Source organism: Kitasatospora sp. NPDC058162, assembly GCF_042884005.1.
Lineage (GTDB): Bacteria > Actinomycetota > Actinomycetes > Streptomycetales > Streptomycetaceae > Kitasatospora.
Genome location: NZ_JBHVUS010000013.1, coordinates 1 through 15,163 on the forward strand (window position 1 = coordinate 1; position 15,163 = coordinate 15,163).

Consider the following 15,163-nt stretch of genomic DNA (forward strand, 5'->3'; position numbering starts at 1 on the left):
AGCTAAGCCTCACAGCGCCGATGGTACTGCAGGGGGGACCCTGTGGGAGAGTAGGACGCCGCCGAACAATCATTCAGAAGAACCCCCATCCGGATTCCGGATGGGGGTTCTTCGCGTTTCCGGGGCGTCCGAGAAATCTCCGAAAAAAATCTTGGCCGGTCGTGTCGAGAACCCGTGGCCGGCTCCGTCCCAGGGGTGAGCGCGGCCACAATGGGTCGCACGAGCTCCGAAGGAGAAGCACGATGGCCAAGTACCTGCTGCTCAAGCACTACCGAGGCGCCCCGACCCCGGTCAACTGCGCGCCGATGGACCAGTGGACGCCGGAGGAGGTCACGGCGCACATCAAGTTCATGCAGGACTTCGCGGCCCGGCTGGAGCAGACCGGTGAGTTCGTCGACGCCCAGGCGGTCGCGCCCGAGGGGACGTGGGTCCGCTACGACGGCGAGGGGCGGCCGCCGGTGACGGACGGTCCGTTCGCGGAGACCAAGGACCTCATCGCCGGCTGGATGGTGATCGACGTGGACAGCCACGAGCGCGCCGTCGAGCTGGCCGGAGAGCTGTCGGCGGCCCCCGGTGCCGGCGGCGAGCCGATCCACGAGTGGCTGGAGCTGCGTCCGTTCCTGGCCATGCCGCCGACCATCACGGAGTGACCTCCCCGATGAACGAGGCCCTGATCCGGAGCCTCACCCCGGGTGTGCTGGGTGTCCTCGTCCGCCGCGGAGCAGACTTCGCGGCGGCCGAGGACGCCGTGCAGGAGGCACTGGTGGAGGCGGTCCGCGGCTGGCGGAGCGATCCGCCGCGGGACCCGAAGGGCTGGCTGGTCACCGTCGCCTGGCGGAAGTTCCTCGACGCGACCCGGGCGGACACCGCCCGCCGACGCCGGGAGGACCTGGTCGACCAGGAGCCGGAGCCCGGCCCGGCGGCCTCGGTGGACGACACCCTGCAGCTCTACTTCCTGTGCGCGCACCCGTCGTTGACGCCGTCGTCGGCGGTCGCGCTCACCCTGCGCGCGCTCGGCGGGCTGACCACCCGGCAGATCGCCCAGGCCTACCTGGTGCCCGAGGCGACCATGGCGCAGCGGATCAGCCGGGCCAAGCGGACCGTCTCGGCGGTCCGCCTCGATCAGCCGGGCGACGTCGCCACCGTGCTGCGGGTCCTCTACCTGGTGTTCAACGAGGGCTACTCCGGGGACGTCGACCTCGCCGCCGAGGCGATCCGGCTGACCAGGCAGCTGGCGGCGGTGATCGACCACCCCGAGGTGGCGGGGCTGCTGGCGCTGATGCTGCTGCACCACGCCCGGCGGGCGGGCCGGACCGGGCCCGACGGCCGTCTGGTGCCGCTCGCGGAGCAGGACCGGGGCCGCTGGGACACCGGGTTGATCGCGGAGGGCGTCGGCATCCTCCAGGCGGCCCTGGCCCGGGACCGGCTGGGCGAGTTCCAGGCCCAGGCGGCCGTCGCGGCGCTGCACGCGGACGCGCCCAGCGCCGGGGAGACCGACTGGGTGCAGATCGTCGAGTGGTACGACGAGTTGGTGCGGCTGACGGACAGTCCGGTGGTGCGGCTTAACCGTGCGGTGGCGGTCGGTGAGGCGGACGGGCCGCGGGCCGGGTTGGCGGCGCTCGGGGAGCTGGACGCGGCGCTGCCCCGGTACGCGGCTGCGGCCGCGTATCTCCACGAGCGCGACGGGGACGTGGTGGCGGCGGCGCGGCTGTATGCGGAGGCGGCTCGCCGGGCGTCCAACCTGGCCGAGCGCGACCATCTGACGCGTCAGGCCGCCCGGCTCAATGCCCGGTTGAACGCCCGCGACGCCCGCCGCGACGGCTGAGCCGGAGCCGTCGACCCGCCGGGCCAGGCTCAGAGCCGCCCGGCCGCCTTCAGCGCCAGGTAGGCGTCCGCCAGCGCCGGGGCGATCCGGGCGGGCGGGGCGTCGAGGACGGTGACGCCGCTGCGGGTGAGCCGGTCGGCGGTGTGGCGGCGGTCCGCGCGGGTCTGTTCGGCGGCGGCGGCGCCGTAGACGGCCTCCACGGTGCCGCGGCCGGCGGCCAGCACGTCCAGGTGCGGGTCGGCGACGGAGGCGAGGACGACCTCGTGACGCTTGGTGAGCAGTGGCAGCAGCGGGCGCAGGCCGTCCTCGACGGGGGCCGCGTCGAGGCCGGTGAGCAGGACGACGAGCGAGCGGTGCGGCGCCATCTTGAGCGCCGTGGAGACCAGGGAGCGCATGTCGGTCTCGTGCAGCGCGGGCTCCAGCAGGGCCATCGCGTTGGTGAAGGACGGCAGGATCTCGTTGGCGGAGCTGCCGATGACCGCGGCGCGCTTGTGGGCGTCGTGGGCGAGCAGGTCGACCCGGTCGCCCGCGCGGGTGGCGAGGGCGGTGAGCAGCAGGGCGGCGTCGAGGGCGGCGTCCAGGCGGGGGGCGTCGCCGACCCGGCCGGCCGAGGTGCGGCCGGTGTCGAGGACGACGAGGATGTGCCGGTCGCGTTCGGGGCGCCAGGTGCGGACGGCGACGGTGTTGCGGCGGGCGCTGGCGCGCCAGTCGATGGAGCGGACGTCGTCGCCGGGCAGGTACTCCCGCAGCGAGTCGAACTCGGTGCCCTGGCCGCGGGTCAGCACCGAGGTGCGGCCGTCGAGTTCGCGCAGGCGGGCGAGCCGGGAGGGCAGGTGCTTGCGGCTGGTGAACGGGGGGAGGGCGCGGACCGTCCAGGGGACGTGGTGGGAGCCCTGGCGGCCGGCCAGTCCGAGCGGGCCGAGCGAGCGGACCGTCACCCGGTGGGCGTGGTGGTCGCCGCGGCGGCCCGGGGTGAGCACGGTGACCACTCGGCGCCGTTCGCCGCCGGGGACGGCGAGGGTGTGCCGGGAGGCGGTCTCGGCGGTGCCGGCCCGCCAGGCGGAGGGGGCCCAGGCGTCGCGGACCAGGGCCCGGAGCGGCCGTCCGGAGGTGTTGGTGACGGTCAGTTCGACCGAGGCCGTGTCGCCGAGCCGGACGGTGGTGTCGCCGCCCCGGGCGATCCGCAGGCTGCGGACGGGGGCGGCGAGCACCAGGTCGACCAGGGCGGCGAGCAGGACGGCGCCGGTGACGGCCCCGATCCCGGTCCAGGAGGGCAGCAGGAGGCCCACGAAGAGCGCGCCGAGCGCGGCGATCAGGGCGGTTCGCCCGGTGAGGGCCATGCGGGTGCGCTCCTTCGGAAGCCCGGTGTGTTCGAGGACCCGGTACGCCTACCGGTGGTGGATCAGCGGGGGGCGGGCGTCTGGGCGAGGACGGCCTGGATGACGGAGTCGGCGGTGACGCCCTCCATCTCGGCCTCGGCGCGCAGCGCGACGCGGTGCCGCAGGGTGGGCAGGGCGAGGGCCTTGACGTCGTCCGGGGTGACGTAGTCCCGTCCGGCCAGCCAGGCCCAGGCGCGGGAGGCGGCGAGCAGTGCGGTGGCACCGCGCGGGGAGACGCCGATGGACAGCGACGGGGACTGCCGGGTGGCCCGGCAGAGGTCGACGATGTAGGCGAGGATCTCGGGCGCGACGGTGAGCCTGGCGATCTGCTCGCGGGCGGCGGCGATGTGCTCGGGCCCGGCGACCGGGCGGACGCCGGCGGCGGCGAGGTCCTTGGGGTCGAAACCGGAGGCGTGCCGGGACAGGACCTGGAACTCCTGGTCGCGGTCGGGCAGCGGCAGGATCAGCTTGAGCAGGAAGCGGTCCAGCTGGGCCTCGGGCAGCGGGTAGGTGCCCTCGTACTCGACCGGGTTCTGGGTCGCGGCGACCAGGAACGGGACGGGCAGCGCGCGCGGTTCGCCGTCGAGGGTGACCTGCCGCTCCTCCATGGCCTCCAGCAGGGCGGCCTGGGTCTTGGGCGGGGTGCGGTTGATCTCGTCGGCGAGCAGCAGGTTGGTGAAGACCGGGCCGGGCTGGAAGGAGAACTCGGCGGTGCGGGCGTCGTAGACGAGCGAGCCGGTGACGTCGCCGGGCATCAGGTCGGGGGTGAACTGGATGCGCTTGGTCTCCAGGCTGAGCGCCGTGGACAGGGTGCGGACCAGCAGGGTCTTGGCGACGCCGGGGACGCCCTCCAGCAGCACGTGGCCGCCGCAGAGCAGGGCCACCACCAGGCCGGTGACGGCGGCGTCCTGGCCGACCACGGCCTTGCCGATCTCGGCGCGCAGGGCGGTCAGCGCCGCCCGGGGGTCGGTGACGGGGGTAGCGGGTTCCGTGCCGGGGGTGATGCGGAGCTGGGCGGTCGCCTGTTCGGTCACGGGTTCCGTACCTGCCTTTCGAGGGCGTCGAGGTCGTCGGCGAGCCGCAGCAGCGCGGCGTCGTCGGTCGGGGGCGGGCCGTAGAGCAGGGCCCGGACGTCCCCGGCGGGTCGTTCGGGGAGGCGGCCGGCGACGGCCGCGCAGAGTGCCTCCGGCTCGGGTCCGCCGGCCTGGACCGGGAGGCCCAGGGCGGGGGCGAGGCGGTGGGCGGTGGCGCGGCGCAGGGCCTCGGCGGCGCGGCCGTGGGCCTTGGCCCGCCGGTAGAGGCGGGCGCGGCCCTCGGTGGTCTCGGCGGCGCGGACCACCACGGGCAGGTTCTCGCTGACCACCGGGCCGAGCCGGCGGCCGCGCCAGAGGGCGGCGAGTCCGGCGGCGACGGCGAGCTGGTAGAAGGCCCAGTGCCAGCCCGCCGGGATGTAGTCGTCGAAGCTCTTGCGCTGGGTGCCTTCGGCGACCGGCGCGGAGTAGTCGGGCAGGTGCCAGGTGAGCCGGGGCTGCGAGCCGAGCAGGCCGAGTGCGAGCGAGGCGTTGCCGTCCTCGGCGAGGTGGCCGTTCTGCAGGAACTGGCCGCTGCCGACCACGATGACGTCGCCGCCCCCGCTGGGGGTGCTGACCAGCGGGTAGCCGTGGCTGTGCGAGTAGCAGCCGTCGCCGCGGCTGCCGCTGGTGTAGAGCGTGCCGCCCATCGAGGCGGTGCCGGCCCGGACGGCCTCGGGCAGCGCGCAGCTCGGTTGGGTGCTGCGGATGCTCATGTACGGGACGCCGCCGACCTCGTCGGAGGTGCGGATGCCGGGGGCGAGCGCGCCGAGCGCGGCCGGGCCCGGGTTGATCAGGACCAGCCGCTGGTGCCGGGCGGCGGCGACGGCGCGCAGCTCGGCGGGGCTGAGCAGGTCGGGTTCGGGCAGCACGAGGGTGTCGGCGCCGTTCGCGGCGGCCGTGGGCTCGGTGCTGAGCGCGGTCTTGACGCCTTGGCCCTGGAGCAGCGCGACCACGGCGTGGGCGCCGTCGGCGTCGTACGAGCGCGGGTCGATCGGCGGGTAGCGGTGGTCGGTGTTGAGGACAGCGATGCCGACGGCGGCGACCAGCAGGACGGTGAGGACGACCAGGTACCAGCGGGCCCGGCGGACCAGTCCGCGCCCGGTGGGGGCGAGGCTGGTCGGTGCGGCGTCGGCGGCGGCGGGTTGGTCGGCGGGGGGAGCCGGGGTGGTGGCGGTCATGCCGCTCCTCCCGGGGGCGGGGTCGTCGCCGGGGCGGCGGCTGCGGCGGAGGCGTGGGCGAGCACCGGGCGGCTGCGTTCCAGGGTCCGGTCGAGGTCCAGCAGCAGCCGGTACGCGGCCTGGTCGGCGGTGCGCTCGCCATAGGCGATGTCGTCGAAGGTGCGGGCGGCCGCGGTCAGCGCGGCGGCGTGCTCGGGCAGGGCCCGGCCGGCCTCGGCGGCGGCCTCGTCGGCGGTGCGGCCGGGGCGGGTGTCGAGCAGGGTGCGCTCCTCCAGGGCCCGGACCAGCGCGCGCATCTGCTCGCGGACGGCCTCGGTCCAGCGTCCGGCGGCGGCGTGCCCGGCGGCGTCGGTGCGGTACTGCGCGGCGCTGCGGGGGCCGTCGGTGCCGTACACGCCGTAGTCGGTGCGGGCGGCGCGCTTGGGCGCGCCGAGGCGCCACCAGACGGCGGCGGCGATCACCACGGCGACGAGCAGGAAGAGCACCAGCCCGGTGGTGCCGTCGGTGCCCCCGGCGGAGACGCTGCCCAGGGCGCGGTCGATGTGGTCCCAGATCCAGTCGACGACGCGTTCCAGGACGCTCGGGTCATTCTTGTGGTACTCGGCCTTCAGCAGCTCGTCGCGGGCGGCGTCACGGGCCGGGTCACGGGGGACCGTGACCGGGGCGCCGCCGGCGGCGAGGAGCCTGTCCCCCCAGCTGGGCATCCGGTTCAGCGCCTCGCCGTGGTCTGGTCGGCGGCTCGGCCGCTCCAGCCGGTGCCGCCCTGTTCGGGCAGTCCGGCGGCGCGGGCGAGCTCGATGTCCAGGGCCTCGCGGCGGATCCGCTGGTCGATGTAGACCAGCACGCCGACGGCGGCCAGGAACGGGGTGGTCAGGGCGGAGGCGATGATCCCGGCGACCGCGGTGAGCACCATCATGCCGATGGACTCGTGGCCGGCGTCGCCGAGGCGGTCCATGGAGCCGAAGCCGAGCACCAGGCCGAGGAAGCGGAACGGGATGAGCAGGGTCGCCCCGACGATCACGGCGAGGATCCGGCTCAGCACCAGGACGACGGCGCAGACCCGCCACCAGAAGCCGCGGACCAGCCGCCGGGAGCGGGACAGCGCCGCCATCACGCCCTGCTTCTCCAGCATCAGCGCGGGGGCGGCCAGGCTGTAGCGGATCAGCAGCCAGAGGCCGACCGGGACGGTCAGCACGCCGACCAGGAACAGCAGGCCCGCGGTGCCGGGCGTGCCGGTGCCGCCGGCGGTGTAGCCGATCAGCGGGGTGAAGCCGAGCAGCACCACGCCGACGCTCATCAGGGTGGTGAGCACGGTGAGCCCGAGCAGCTGCAGCAGTCGGGGACGGGCGTCGCGCCAGGCGTCGCCGGCCGTCACCGGCCGGCCGAGGACGGCACGGCTGACCACGATGGTGAGAAGGGCCACGGCGAGCGCGTCGAGCAGCAGCGTCAGCGGCATGGTGGCGAGCAGGGTGAGCAGCTGGGTGGAGGCGCCGGTGCGGCCCTTGACCAGGAGCTTGGCGGCGAAGGCGCCGGCCTGGTCGAGGACGGCGATGCCGAGCGAGAGGGTGAGCGCGGTGCGCCAGTGCCGGCGGACGGTGGTGACGGCTCCGTCGAGCAGTTCGCCGACGCTGAGCGGGCGCAGCGGGATGACGCCGGGCCGGGGGCTGCGTGCGGCCTCCCAGCCGTACGGGCCCTGGCCGGAGGGCTGGGTGCCCCGGTTCGGCTGTCCGTACTGGGCGCTCGGCGCGGGGGTGGCCTGAGGGGGTGCCGACGGCCCGGGCACGGCGGCGGGCGCGTCGGCCGGGGGCCGGGCGCCGTCGCGGGGCGGCTCGGACGAGCTGGGCGAGGCCCAGCCCGGAGTGTCGGTCATCACTGCTCCTCGGAGGGGCGTCCTGGGCGCGGCTCCGGGCGATCTTTCGCCCGCGCGCAGCGCCCATCGTGCCATGGGGCCCGGAGACGCCCCAGGGGTATCCGGTTGCTGATCGGCAACGGGGCCCGCCGGGGGGTCGGACGGCCGGTTCTGGACTGTTCGGAGGTGCTCTGACGAGGGCTATTCGCCCGGTATGGCCGGAATTCGACGGCGGGGGACTTGGCCGTTGTGGCGCATTGGCACTGCTGTGCGGCAGGTCACAATCCGGTAATGAGAAGATGGACCCATGAAGGGACGCGTCCTCGTCGTTGATGACGACTCCGCACTGGCCGAGATGCTCGGCATCGTGTTGCGTGGTGAGGGTTTTGAGCCGTTTTTCGTCGCGGATGGGGACAAGGCGCTAGCCGCGTTCCGGGAGAGCAAGCCCGACCTGGTCCTGCTGGACCTGATGCTGCCCGGCCGGGACGGCATCGACGTCTGCCGGCAGATCCGGGCCGAGTCCGGCGTGCCGATCGTCATGCTGACCGCCAAGACCGACACGGTCGACGTGGTGGTGGGCCTGGAGTCCGGTGCCGACGACTACGTCACCAAGCCGTTCAAGCCCAAGGAGCTGGTGGCCCGGGTCCGCGCGCGGCTGCGCCGTGCCGAGGAGCCGACGCCCGAGCAGCTGACCATCGGCGACCTGGTGATCGACGTGGCCGGCCACTCGGTGAAGCGGGACGGGCGGAGCATCCCGCTGACCCCGCTGGAGTTCGACCTGCTGGTCGCGCTGGCCCGCAAGCCCTGGCAGGTGTTCACCCGTGAGGTGCTGCTGGAGCAGGTCTGGGGCTACCGCCACGCGGCGGACACCCGCCTGGTCAACGTCCACGTGCAGCGCCTCCGGTCCAAGATCGAGAAGGACCCGGAGCGCCCCGAGATCGTGGTGACCGTCCGCGGCGTCGGCTACAAGGCCGGACCCAGCTGACGTGACGGACCGGGCTGAGGACACCCCGTCGGGTTCCGCGACCGACGGGGCGGGGGCCGTGCGCGGGGACGTGCTGAGTTCGACCACCCGCCGCCGCCGCGGCGGCCCCTCCGGAGTCTTCGGTCTGATGAAACGCCAGCTCAAGCGCCCGGCGCGCCGGGTGACCGCGCTCTACCGCCGGTCGATCCAGTTGCGCGTGGTCGCGGTTTCCCTGCTGGCCTCGATCGCGGTGGTCCTGGTGCTGGGCGTGGTCGTGGTGGCGCAGGTGCGCAACGGCCTGCTGGACACCAAGATCGACGCGGCCCGGGCGCAGGCCCGGATCGGCTTCCAGGTCGAGCAGAAGAAGATCGACGAGGCCCGGGACCAGGCCCTGCGCGGCGCCGTCGACCCGACCACCGGGGAGACCGGCACCTGGCTGCTGCGCCAGGTCAACGACCTCGCCGCGAGCGGGCAGACGGTCTACTCGGTGATCGCGATGGCCCCCGGCACCGGGACGGTCGTCCCGGACAGCGCCGGCTTCGCCCCGCGCTACTCGGGCGACATCCAGCCCAGCAGCGTCCCGGACAGCCTGCGCGCCAAGCTCTTCGAAGAGCCCGGCCAGATGTTCGACCAGCCGACCCGGATCCACCGCTCGCCCGAGGCCAGCGGCAAGAGCGAGCCCGGACTGGCCCTCGGCATGCAGTTCGTCGGCCCGGCCGACACCCGGTACCAGCTGTTCTACGTGTTCTCCTTCGGCCAGGAGACCGACACCCTCAACCTGATCACCGGCACCCTGGCGACCGCCGGCGTGTTCGTGGTGATCCTGATGGGCGGCATCGCCTGGGTCGTGGTGCGCCAGGTGGTCACCCCGGTCCGGATGGCCGCCGGCATCTCCGAGCGGCTTGCCGACGGGCACCTGGAAGAGCGGATGAAGGTGACCGGGACGGACGACATCGCCCGCCTCGGGGAGTCGTTCAACCGGATGGCCAACGCCCTCCAGGCGCAGATCCGCCAGCTGGAGGAACTGTCCCGGGTGCAGCGCCGCTTCGTCTCGGACGTCTCGCACGAGCTGCGCACCCCGTTGACCACGGTCCGGATGGCCGCCGACCTGATCTACGACAGCCGCGAGGACCTGGACCCGATGGCGGCCCGCTCGGCGGAGCTGCTGCAGGGCCAGCTGGACCGCTTCGAGTCGCTGCTGGCCGACCTGCTGGAGATCAGCCGCTTCGACGCCGGCGCCGCCGTCCTGGACGCCGAGCCGGTCGACCTGCGCGAGATCGTCGCCCGGGTGGTGGAGGCCGCCGACCCGCTGGCCGACGCCAAGGGCAGCACCGTGGTGATCCGCGGCGACGGCGAGCCGGTGCTCGCCGAGGTGGACTCCCGCCGGATCGAGCGGATCCTGCGCAACCTGGTGGTCAACGCGCTGGAGCACGGCGAGGGCCGCGACGTGGTGGTCCGGCTGGGCTCGGCGGACGGCGCCGTCGCGGTCGGCGTGCGCGACTACGGCATCGGCCTCAAGCCGGGCGAGGCCTCCCGGGTGTTCCACCGCTTCTGGCGGGCGGACCCGTCCCGGGTGCGCACCACCGGCGGCACCGGCCTGGGCCTGTCCATCGCGGTCGAGGACGCCCACCTGCACGGCGGCTGGCTGCAGGCCTGGGGCGAGCCCGGCGGCGGCTCGCACTTCCGGCTCACCCTGCCGCGCACCCGCGGCGGGGAGATCAACCGGGCGCCGTTCCGGCTGGAGCCGGAGGACTCCCGCAACAACCGGGGCCTGGGCGCCTACGGCACGCCGTACCGTCGGGCGATCGCCCCGGCCGGCTCGACGGCGATGACCGCCGCCGAGGAGCAGGCCGAGGCACCGGAGGGCACCGGCAACGGGCTGGGCAGCGGGCTCGGCGGAGTGCTGAACATCGGCCCCGGACTCGGCCGCAGCCGGATGCCCGAGGGGCCGCGCTCCGACCCCTCGGACGTGCGGACGACGGGGGCCGGCTACGGCGTCATCGGCGCCCAGGTCATGGTGGACCCGACGCCCGGACGGCAGTCGGTGGCGCAGCGGACGGCGGAGCCGGACGTGACGGGTGGGACGGACCTGGAGGGGTCGCAGCGTGCGAAGGACGAGCAACAGGACTGACCGTCGGCTGGTGGCGGTGGCCGGCGTGGTGCTCGGCGCCCTGGCGGCGAGCGGCTGCGCGGCCATGCCGGACTCCGGCGGCATCACCAAGGTGGAGCTGTCCCAGGGCTCGGCCGACAAGAACCTGCAGGCCAGGGTCTTCCCGGTGGCGCCCGGCAAGGGCGCCAAGCCGCGCGAGCTGCTGACCGGGTTCCTGGACGCGGTGACCGCCGACGAGGGCTACGAGACCGCGCGCAAGTACCTCACCGAGCGCGCCTCGGCGAGCTGGAACCCGGACGAGAGCATCAAGGTGCTCTCCACCACCAAGATCCCGCTCGACCAGGTCGCCGACACCGACACCACGTACTCCTCGACGGTGTCCGGGCAGCTGCTGGCCAAGGTCGACGACAAGCACTCGTACTCGCTGGCGGTCGGGGCGCAGCCCACCGACGCGTTCAACTTCACCTTCGTCCGGGAGAAGGACGGCGAGTGGCGGATCGACTCCCTGCCGCCCGGCGTGATCATGAACGAGACCAACTTCCGGAACAGCTTCCGGCAGGTCGAGCGGTTCTTCTACACCGCCCCGGACCCGTCCGCGCCGGGCGGCCAGGAGGTGCTGATAGCCGACCCGATCTACCTGCGCCGCCGGGTCGACCCGCTGGCCTCGGCCGCCAAGGCGCTGGTCGGCGGGCCGTCGACCTGGCTCTCGCCGGTCGCGCGGACGGCTTTCCCGACCGGCACCACGGTCGACAAGGTGACCGTCGACGACAGCCGGGTCGCCCATGTCCAGGTCGGCGGGGCCGACCTGGGCGATCCGGTGGCCTGCCGTCGGATGGCGACCCAGCTCTTCTACACCTTCGCCGACCAGGGCAAGGGGCAGGTCGACCGGACCGAACTGAAGGGGCAGCGGGGCACCTGCACGGTCAGCCGCGACGATCAGCCGGCCGTCGGCCCCGGCGCGCTGGCCGGCCGGCTCCTGCAGACCCCGCAGCAGTACTACCAGCGGGCCGACAACGGCGTGCTGATGGTGGCCGACGAGGACCACAACGGCGACCCGGTGGCCGGGGTGCTCGGCAAGCCGCACGCGAACGGCGCGCCCGTGCTGGGCACCGTCGCGATCAGCCGGAACGGCGCCCAGGCCGCCGCGCTCTCGGACGACGGCCACCAGCTCTACTCGGTGCCGCTGACGCCCGGTACGGTCGCGATGCCCGAACCGGTGCTCAGCTCCCCCGTGAAGCCGGGCGCCAAGGACGACGGCCTCACCTCGCCCAGCTGGGACGGCCGCGGCGACCTCTGGGTGGTGGACCGCAACCCGCAGGACCCGCGCGTGGTCATGGTGCGCGACGGCAAGACGTACACCGTGCCGGTCGACAACCTGACCGGGCGGACGGTGCAGGCGCTGAAAGTCTCCTCGGACGGCACCCGGATCGCCCTGGTGATGAAGTCGCCCGGGGTGAACGGCAGTTCACTGGCGTTCGGCCGGGTGGAGCACGGCGGCACGCCACAGGCGCCGACCGTGCGGATCACCGGCGTGCGCTCGGCGGCCCCCTCGCTCGTGGACGTCGCCTCGGTGTCCTGGTCGGAGGCCGACCAGCTGCTGGTCCTCGGCAAGGAGTCCGACCGGCCCCAGCAGCTGTACTACATCAGCACCGACGGCTCGCAGGGCACGGACAGTCAGCTTCAGACCGGCAACGTCCTGCCGCCCTCTCCGCAGTCCATCTCGACCGCGGAGTCCCGCGGGTACCTCCTGCGTCAGCCCTCGCCGGTGCTCGCGGTGGCGGCCGGCACCGTCTACCGGCTGGTCAACAACCAGTGGCGGGAGGCGCCGTTCGTGGACAAGGCCCGCTCGTACTTCTACGCGGGCTGACCGCCGGACCGGTCGGTGCACCCGGCGCACCTCAGCCCGCCGGGTGCACCGCGGTCGCCGCGACGGTGGCGGCGGCCCGGGCCGGCAGTCCGGCGTCGGCCAGCGCCCTGGCCGCCTCGGCCAGGCTCGCCCCGGTGGTCACCAGGTCGTCCACCAGCACCGGTTGACGGCCGGCCAGGCCCCGGCGGGCGCGCGGCAGGACGGTGAGCGCGCCGTGCAGGTTGCGCCGACGCTCGGCGGCGTTCAGCCCGGCCTGGTCGGCGACCGGACGGGCGTGCCGCAGCAGCGACGCGGCCCGGGCGTCCAGCCCGGCCCGGCGCAGCGAGCGGGCGGCGGCCCCGGCCAGCCGCAGCGTCGGGTCGTGGCCCCGGGCGCGCACCGCGGCCCGGGCCGAGGGCATCGGGACCAGCAGCAGCGGCGCGTCCCCGGCGCGGGCCCCCAGGGCGGAGCGCACCGCCCGTCCGAGCGCCTCCCCGAGCGGCGCGGCCAGCCGCAGCGCGCCGCGTTCCTTGTGGGCGAGCAGCAGTTGCCGCACCGGGTCGGCGTACGGCGCGGCCGCGTGCGCCCAGGGCAGCAGGGTGGGGCCGGGCCGGGCGGCGGCCAGGGCGTGCCGGCAGGCCGGGCAGAGCTGGGTGCGTTCGGCGCCGCAGCCCGCGCAGTCCGCGGGGAGCAGGACGTCCAGCAGCCCGGCCAGTGCGTGGCCGAACGGTGTCCGTACGGACGGCGGACGGGCGGGGGAGGGGGACGGCGGCACGGCTGCTCCTGGCGGCGTCGGCACGGAGAGTCAGCAAAGGATCCGCCGTATGGGGGTCGTTGTCCAGGTATTTACCCATACTTCACTCCCTGGAGGGTAGACAGGGTGCAACAGCTTGACCGCCCACTCCAGGCGCCGCCCGCAGTATCGGGTCTTACCCTCCCTCCTGCCCGGGGAGGCGAAAACCCCGCGTGAGGTGTTCGATAAGGCTCCAGGGGGTTTCAACCGTCCCTGATGGGGAGGAAGTGAGATGAGGGCCAGTCGTTTCCGCCGCTGGCGGCGGAGCGGGGGGCCGGCAGTGGATGGGCTGGTCCAGCTGGAGCTCAGTCCGGTCCGGTAGCACCCGGATCGGCGTCAGCACGAGGGATCGGAGTTCTGCGTGGACATCGTCGTCAAGGGCCGCAAGACCGAGGTGCCCAAGAGGTTCCGCGAGCACGTGGCCGAGAAGCTGGAGAAGGTCCAGAAGTTCGACGGCAAGGTGATCAGCCTCGACGTCGAGGTGTCCAAGGAGCACAACCCGCGGCAGGCCGACCGGTCCGACCGCGTGGAGATCACTCTCCGTACCCGTGGCCCGGTGATCCGGGCCGAAGCCGCCGCCGGCGACCCGTACGCGGCGCTCGACCTGGCCTCGGCGAAGCTCGACGCGCAGCTGCGCAAGTCCGCGGACCGGCGTCGGGTGCACAAGGGCGGCGCGAACGGCCGCACCCCCATCAGCGTCGCCGAGGCGACCGCGGCCCTGGCCGCCCTGCCCGAGACCACGGCGCACGAGGGCGAGACCAACGGGGCCGTCCGCAAGACCATGATGGGATCCCTGGAAGTGGAGGGCGAAGGCCCGCTGGTGGTCCGGGAGAAGACGCACTCGGCCGCCCCCATGGCGCTGGACCAGGCGCTCTACGAGATGGAGCTGGTCGGCCACGACTTCTACCTGTTCGTGGAGAAGGACAGCGGCCTGCCGAGCGTCGTCTACCGCCGGCACGGCTACCACTACGGCGTCATCCACGTGCAGCCGGACATGGCGGCCGGCGTGGCCAGCGGCGCGGGCGGGGCGATCGGTCGGTCCGACGACGAGGACTGACCGTCCCGGGAGTCGGCGTCCGGGCGGCGCCCGGGAGCGAATGTCCCGGGAGTGAACGCCCTGAGTGAACGTCCCGGCAGTGAGGACGAGTGAAGACGGAGGGGTGACCCCGGCGGCAGCGGCCGCCGGGGTCACCGGCGTTTCGGGGCGTTCCTCGCGTTCCGGGCGGCGGCCGGTGGGACGGGTTCGAACGGTGCGGGGGCCCGCTCGGTGCAGGGGTCACCCGATGCGGGGCAATCGGCGTCGGAGGGTGACCGCGGCGGTGGCGGGGCGTGGAATGATTGGGCGCACGTCGACCCGCGAAGGGGGAGGAGCGGATGGGGGATCACTTCGGGCTGGGGCCCGCTGGGGGACCGGTCACCGGATTGCCGCCGGGGCCGGAGGAGGAACCCGCGTACGCGCCGCGCCGGGGTGAGCCGATCCGCGTCCTGGTGGTGGACGACCACGCGTTGTTTCGCCGCGGGCTGGAGATCGTGCTGGCGGAGGAGCCGGACATCAAGGTCGTCGGCGAGGCCGGCGACGGCGCCGAGGCGGTGCTCAAGGCCGCCGACCTGCTGCCCGACATCATCCTGATGGACGTCCGGATGCCGCGCCGCAGCGGGATCGAGGCCTGCACGGCGATCAAGGACGTGGCGCCCAGCACCAAGATCATCATGCTGACGATAAGCGACGAGGAGGCCGACCTCTACGAGGCGATCAAGGCGGGGGCCACCGGCTACCTGCTCAAGGAGATCTCCACCGACGAGGTCGCCACCGCGATCCGGGCGGTCGCCGACGGGCAGTCGCAGATCAGCCCGTCGATGGCCTCCAAGCTGCTCACCGAGTTCAAGTCGATGATCCAGCGGCGCTCCGACGACCGGGACCTCGTCCCGGCCCCCCGGCTCACCGACCGGGAGCTGGAGGTGCTGAAGCTGGTGGCGACCGGGATGAACAACCGGGAGATCGCCAAGGAGCTGTTCATCAGCGAGAACACCGTGAAGAACCACGTCCGCAACATCCTGGAGAAGCTCCAACTGCATTCCAGGATGGAGGCCGTGGTGTACGCGATGCGGGAGAAGATCCTCGAAATAGGGTGACCGGCGCCGGCCG

General features: G+C 74.0%; 13 protein-coding genes. 7 read left to right on the forward strand and 6 right to left on the reverse strand.

Translation table 11 applies throughout. The features are described from left to right. The first annotated feature begins 242 nt into the window (after positions 1–242). Positions 243–650, forward strand: coding sequence for a YciI family protein (locus tag ACFVXG_RS23430; RefSeq protein WP_387930355.1), 408 nt, complete (start codon positions 243–245; stop codon positions 648–650). Positions 651–658: 8 nt separating this feature from the next. Continuing rightward, entirely contained in the window at positions 659–1,825 is a 1,167-nt protein-coding gene (locus ACFVXG_RS23435; protein WP_387930495.1) for an RNA polymerase sigma factor, read from the forward strand. Between the two features lie 29 nt (positions 1,826–1,854). On the opposite strand, the gene ACFVXG_RS23440 is transcribed toward ACFVXG_RS23435, so the two are convergent. From ACFVXG_RS23440 to ACFVXG_RS23460, 5 genes are all read right to left on the reverse strand, one after another. Further along, a complete protein-coding gene (locus ACFVXG_RS23440) occupies positions 1,855–3,165 on the reverse strand; it encodes a DUF58 domain-containing protein (protein WP_387930356.1) in 1,311 nt (436 codons plus the stop codon). A 62-nt stretch (positions 3,166–3,227) separates the two neighbouring features. Continuing rightward, entirely contained in the window at positions 3,228–4,208 is a 981-nt protein-coding gene (locus ACFVXG_RS23445; protein WP_387930496.1) for an AAA family ATPase, read from the reverse strand. Positions 4,209–4,234: 26 nt separating this feature from the next. Beyond that, on the reverse strand, positions 4,235–5,455 hold the full coding sequence (locus tag ACFVXG_RS23450) for a DUF4350 domain-containing protein (RefSeq protein WP_387930357.1): 1,221 nt from the start codon (positions 5,453–5,455) through the stop codon (positions 4,235–4,237). After that, complete coding sequence (locus tag ACFVXG_RS23455) at positions 5,452–6,159, reverse strand: DUF4129 domain-containing protein (RefSeq protein WP_387930358.1); 708 nt, start codon at positions 6,157–6,159, stop codon at positions 5,452–5,454. Before ACFVXG_RS23455 ends, ACFVXG_RS23450 begins: the two co-directional genes overlap by 4 nt. A gap of 5 nt (positions 6,160–6,164) precedes the next feature. Further along, on the reverse strand, positions 6,165–7,325 hold the full coding sequence (locus tag ACFVXG_RS23460) for a hypothetical protein (protein WP_387930359.1): 1,161 nt from the start codon (positions 7,323–7,325) through the stop codon (positions 6,165–6,167). 286 nt (positions 7,326–7,611) lie between these two features. Here ACFVXG_RS23460 and mtrA point away from each other — a divergent pair, with 286 nt between their 5' ends. The 3 genes from mtrA (at position 7,612) to ACFVXG_RS23475 (ending at position 12,245) form a co-directional block, all read left to right on the forward strand. Next, positions 7,612–8,289, forward strand: coding sequence for an MtrAB system response regulator MtrA (gene mtrA, locus ACFVXG_RS23465; protein ID WP_030283937.1), 678 nt, complete (start codon positions 7,612–7,614; stop codon positions 8,287–8,289). A 127-nt stretch (positions 8,290–8,416) separates the two neighbouring features. Beyond that, positions 8,417–10,399, forward strand: a complete 1,983-nt coding sequence (gene mtrB / locus ACFVXG_RS23470) for an MtrAB system histidine kinase MtrB (protein ID WP_387930497.1) — start codon at positions 8,417–8,419, stop codon at positions 10,397–10,399. Then, positions 10,374–12,245 (forward strand): LpqB family beta-propeller domain-containing protein, encoded by a 1,872-nt coding sequence (locus tag ACFVXG_RS23475; protein ID WP_387930360.1) that lies wholly within the window; start codon positions 10,374–10,376, stop codon positions 12,243–12,245. Before mtrB ends, ACFVXG_RS23475 begins: the two co-directional genes overlap by 26 nt. 31 nt (positions 12,246–12,276) lie before the next feature. Here the strand turns inward: ACFVXG_RS23475 and ACFVXG_RS23480 are convergent, their stop codons facing one another. Then, positions 12,277–12,999, reverse strand: a complete 723-nt coding sequence (locus tag ACFVXG_RS23480; protein WP_350504723.1) for a ComF family protein — start codon at positions 12,997–12,999, stop codon at positions 12,277–12,279. A 379-nt stretch (positions 13,000–13,378) separates the two neighbouring features. Here ACFVXG_RS23480 and hpf point away from each other — a divergent pair, with 379 nt between their 5' ends. Both hpf and ACFVXG_RS23490 read left to right on the forward strand, forming a co-directional pair. Beyond that, entirely contained in the window at positions 13,379–14,074 is a 696-nt protein-coding gene (hpf, locus tag ACFVXG_RS23485) for a ribosome hibernation-promoting factor, HPF/YfiA family (protein WP_350504724.1), read from the forward strand. 317 nt (positions 14,075–14,391) lie between these two features. Further along, positions 14,392–15,150, forward strand: a complete 759-nt coding sequence (locus ACFVXG_RS23490) for a response regulator (protein WP_375882957.1) — start codon at positions 14,392–14,394, stop codon at positions 15,148–15,150. Positions 15,151–15,163 lie beyond the last annotated feature (13 nt).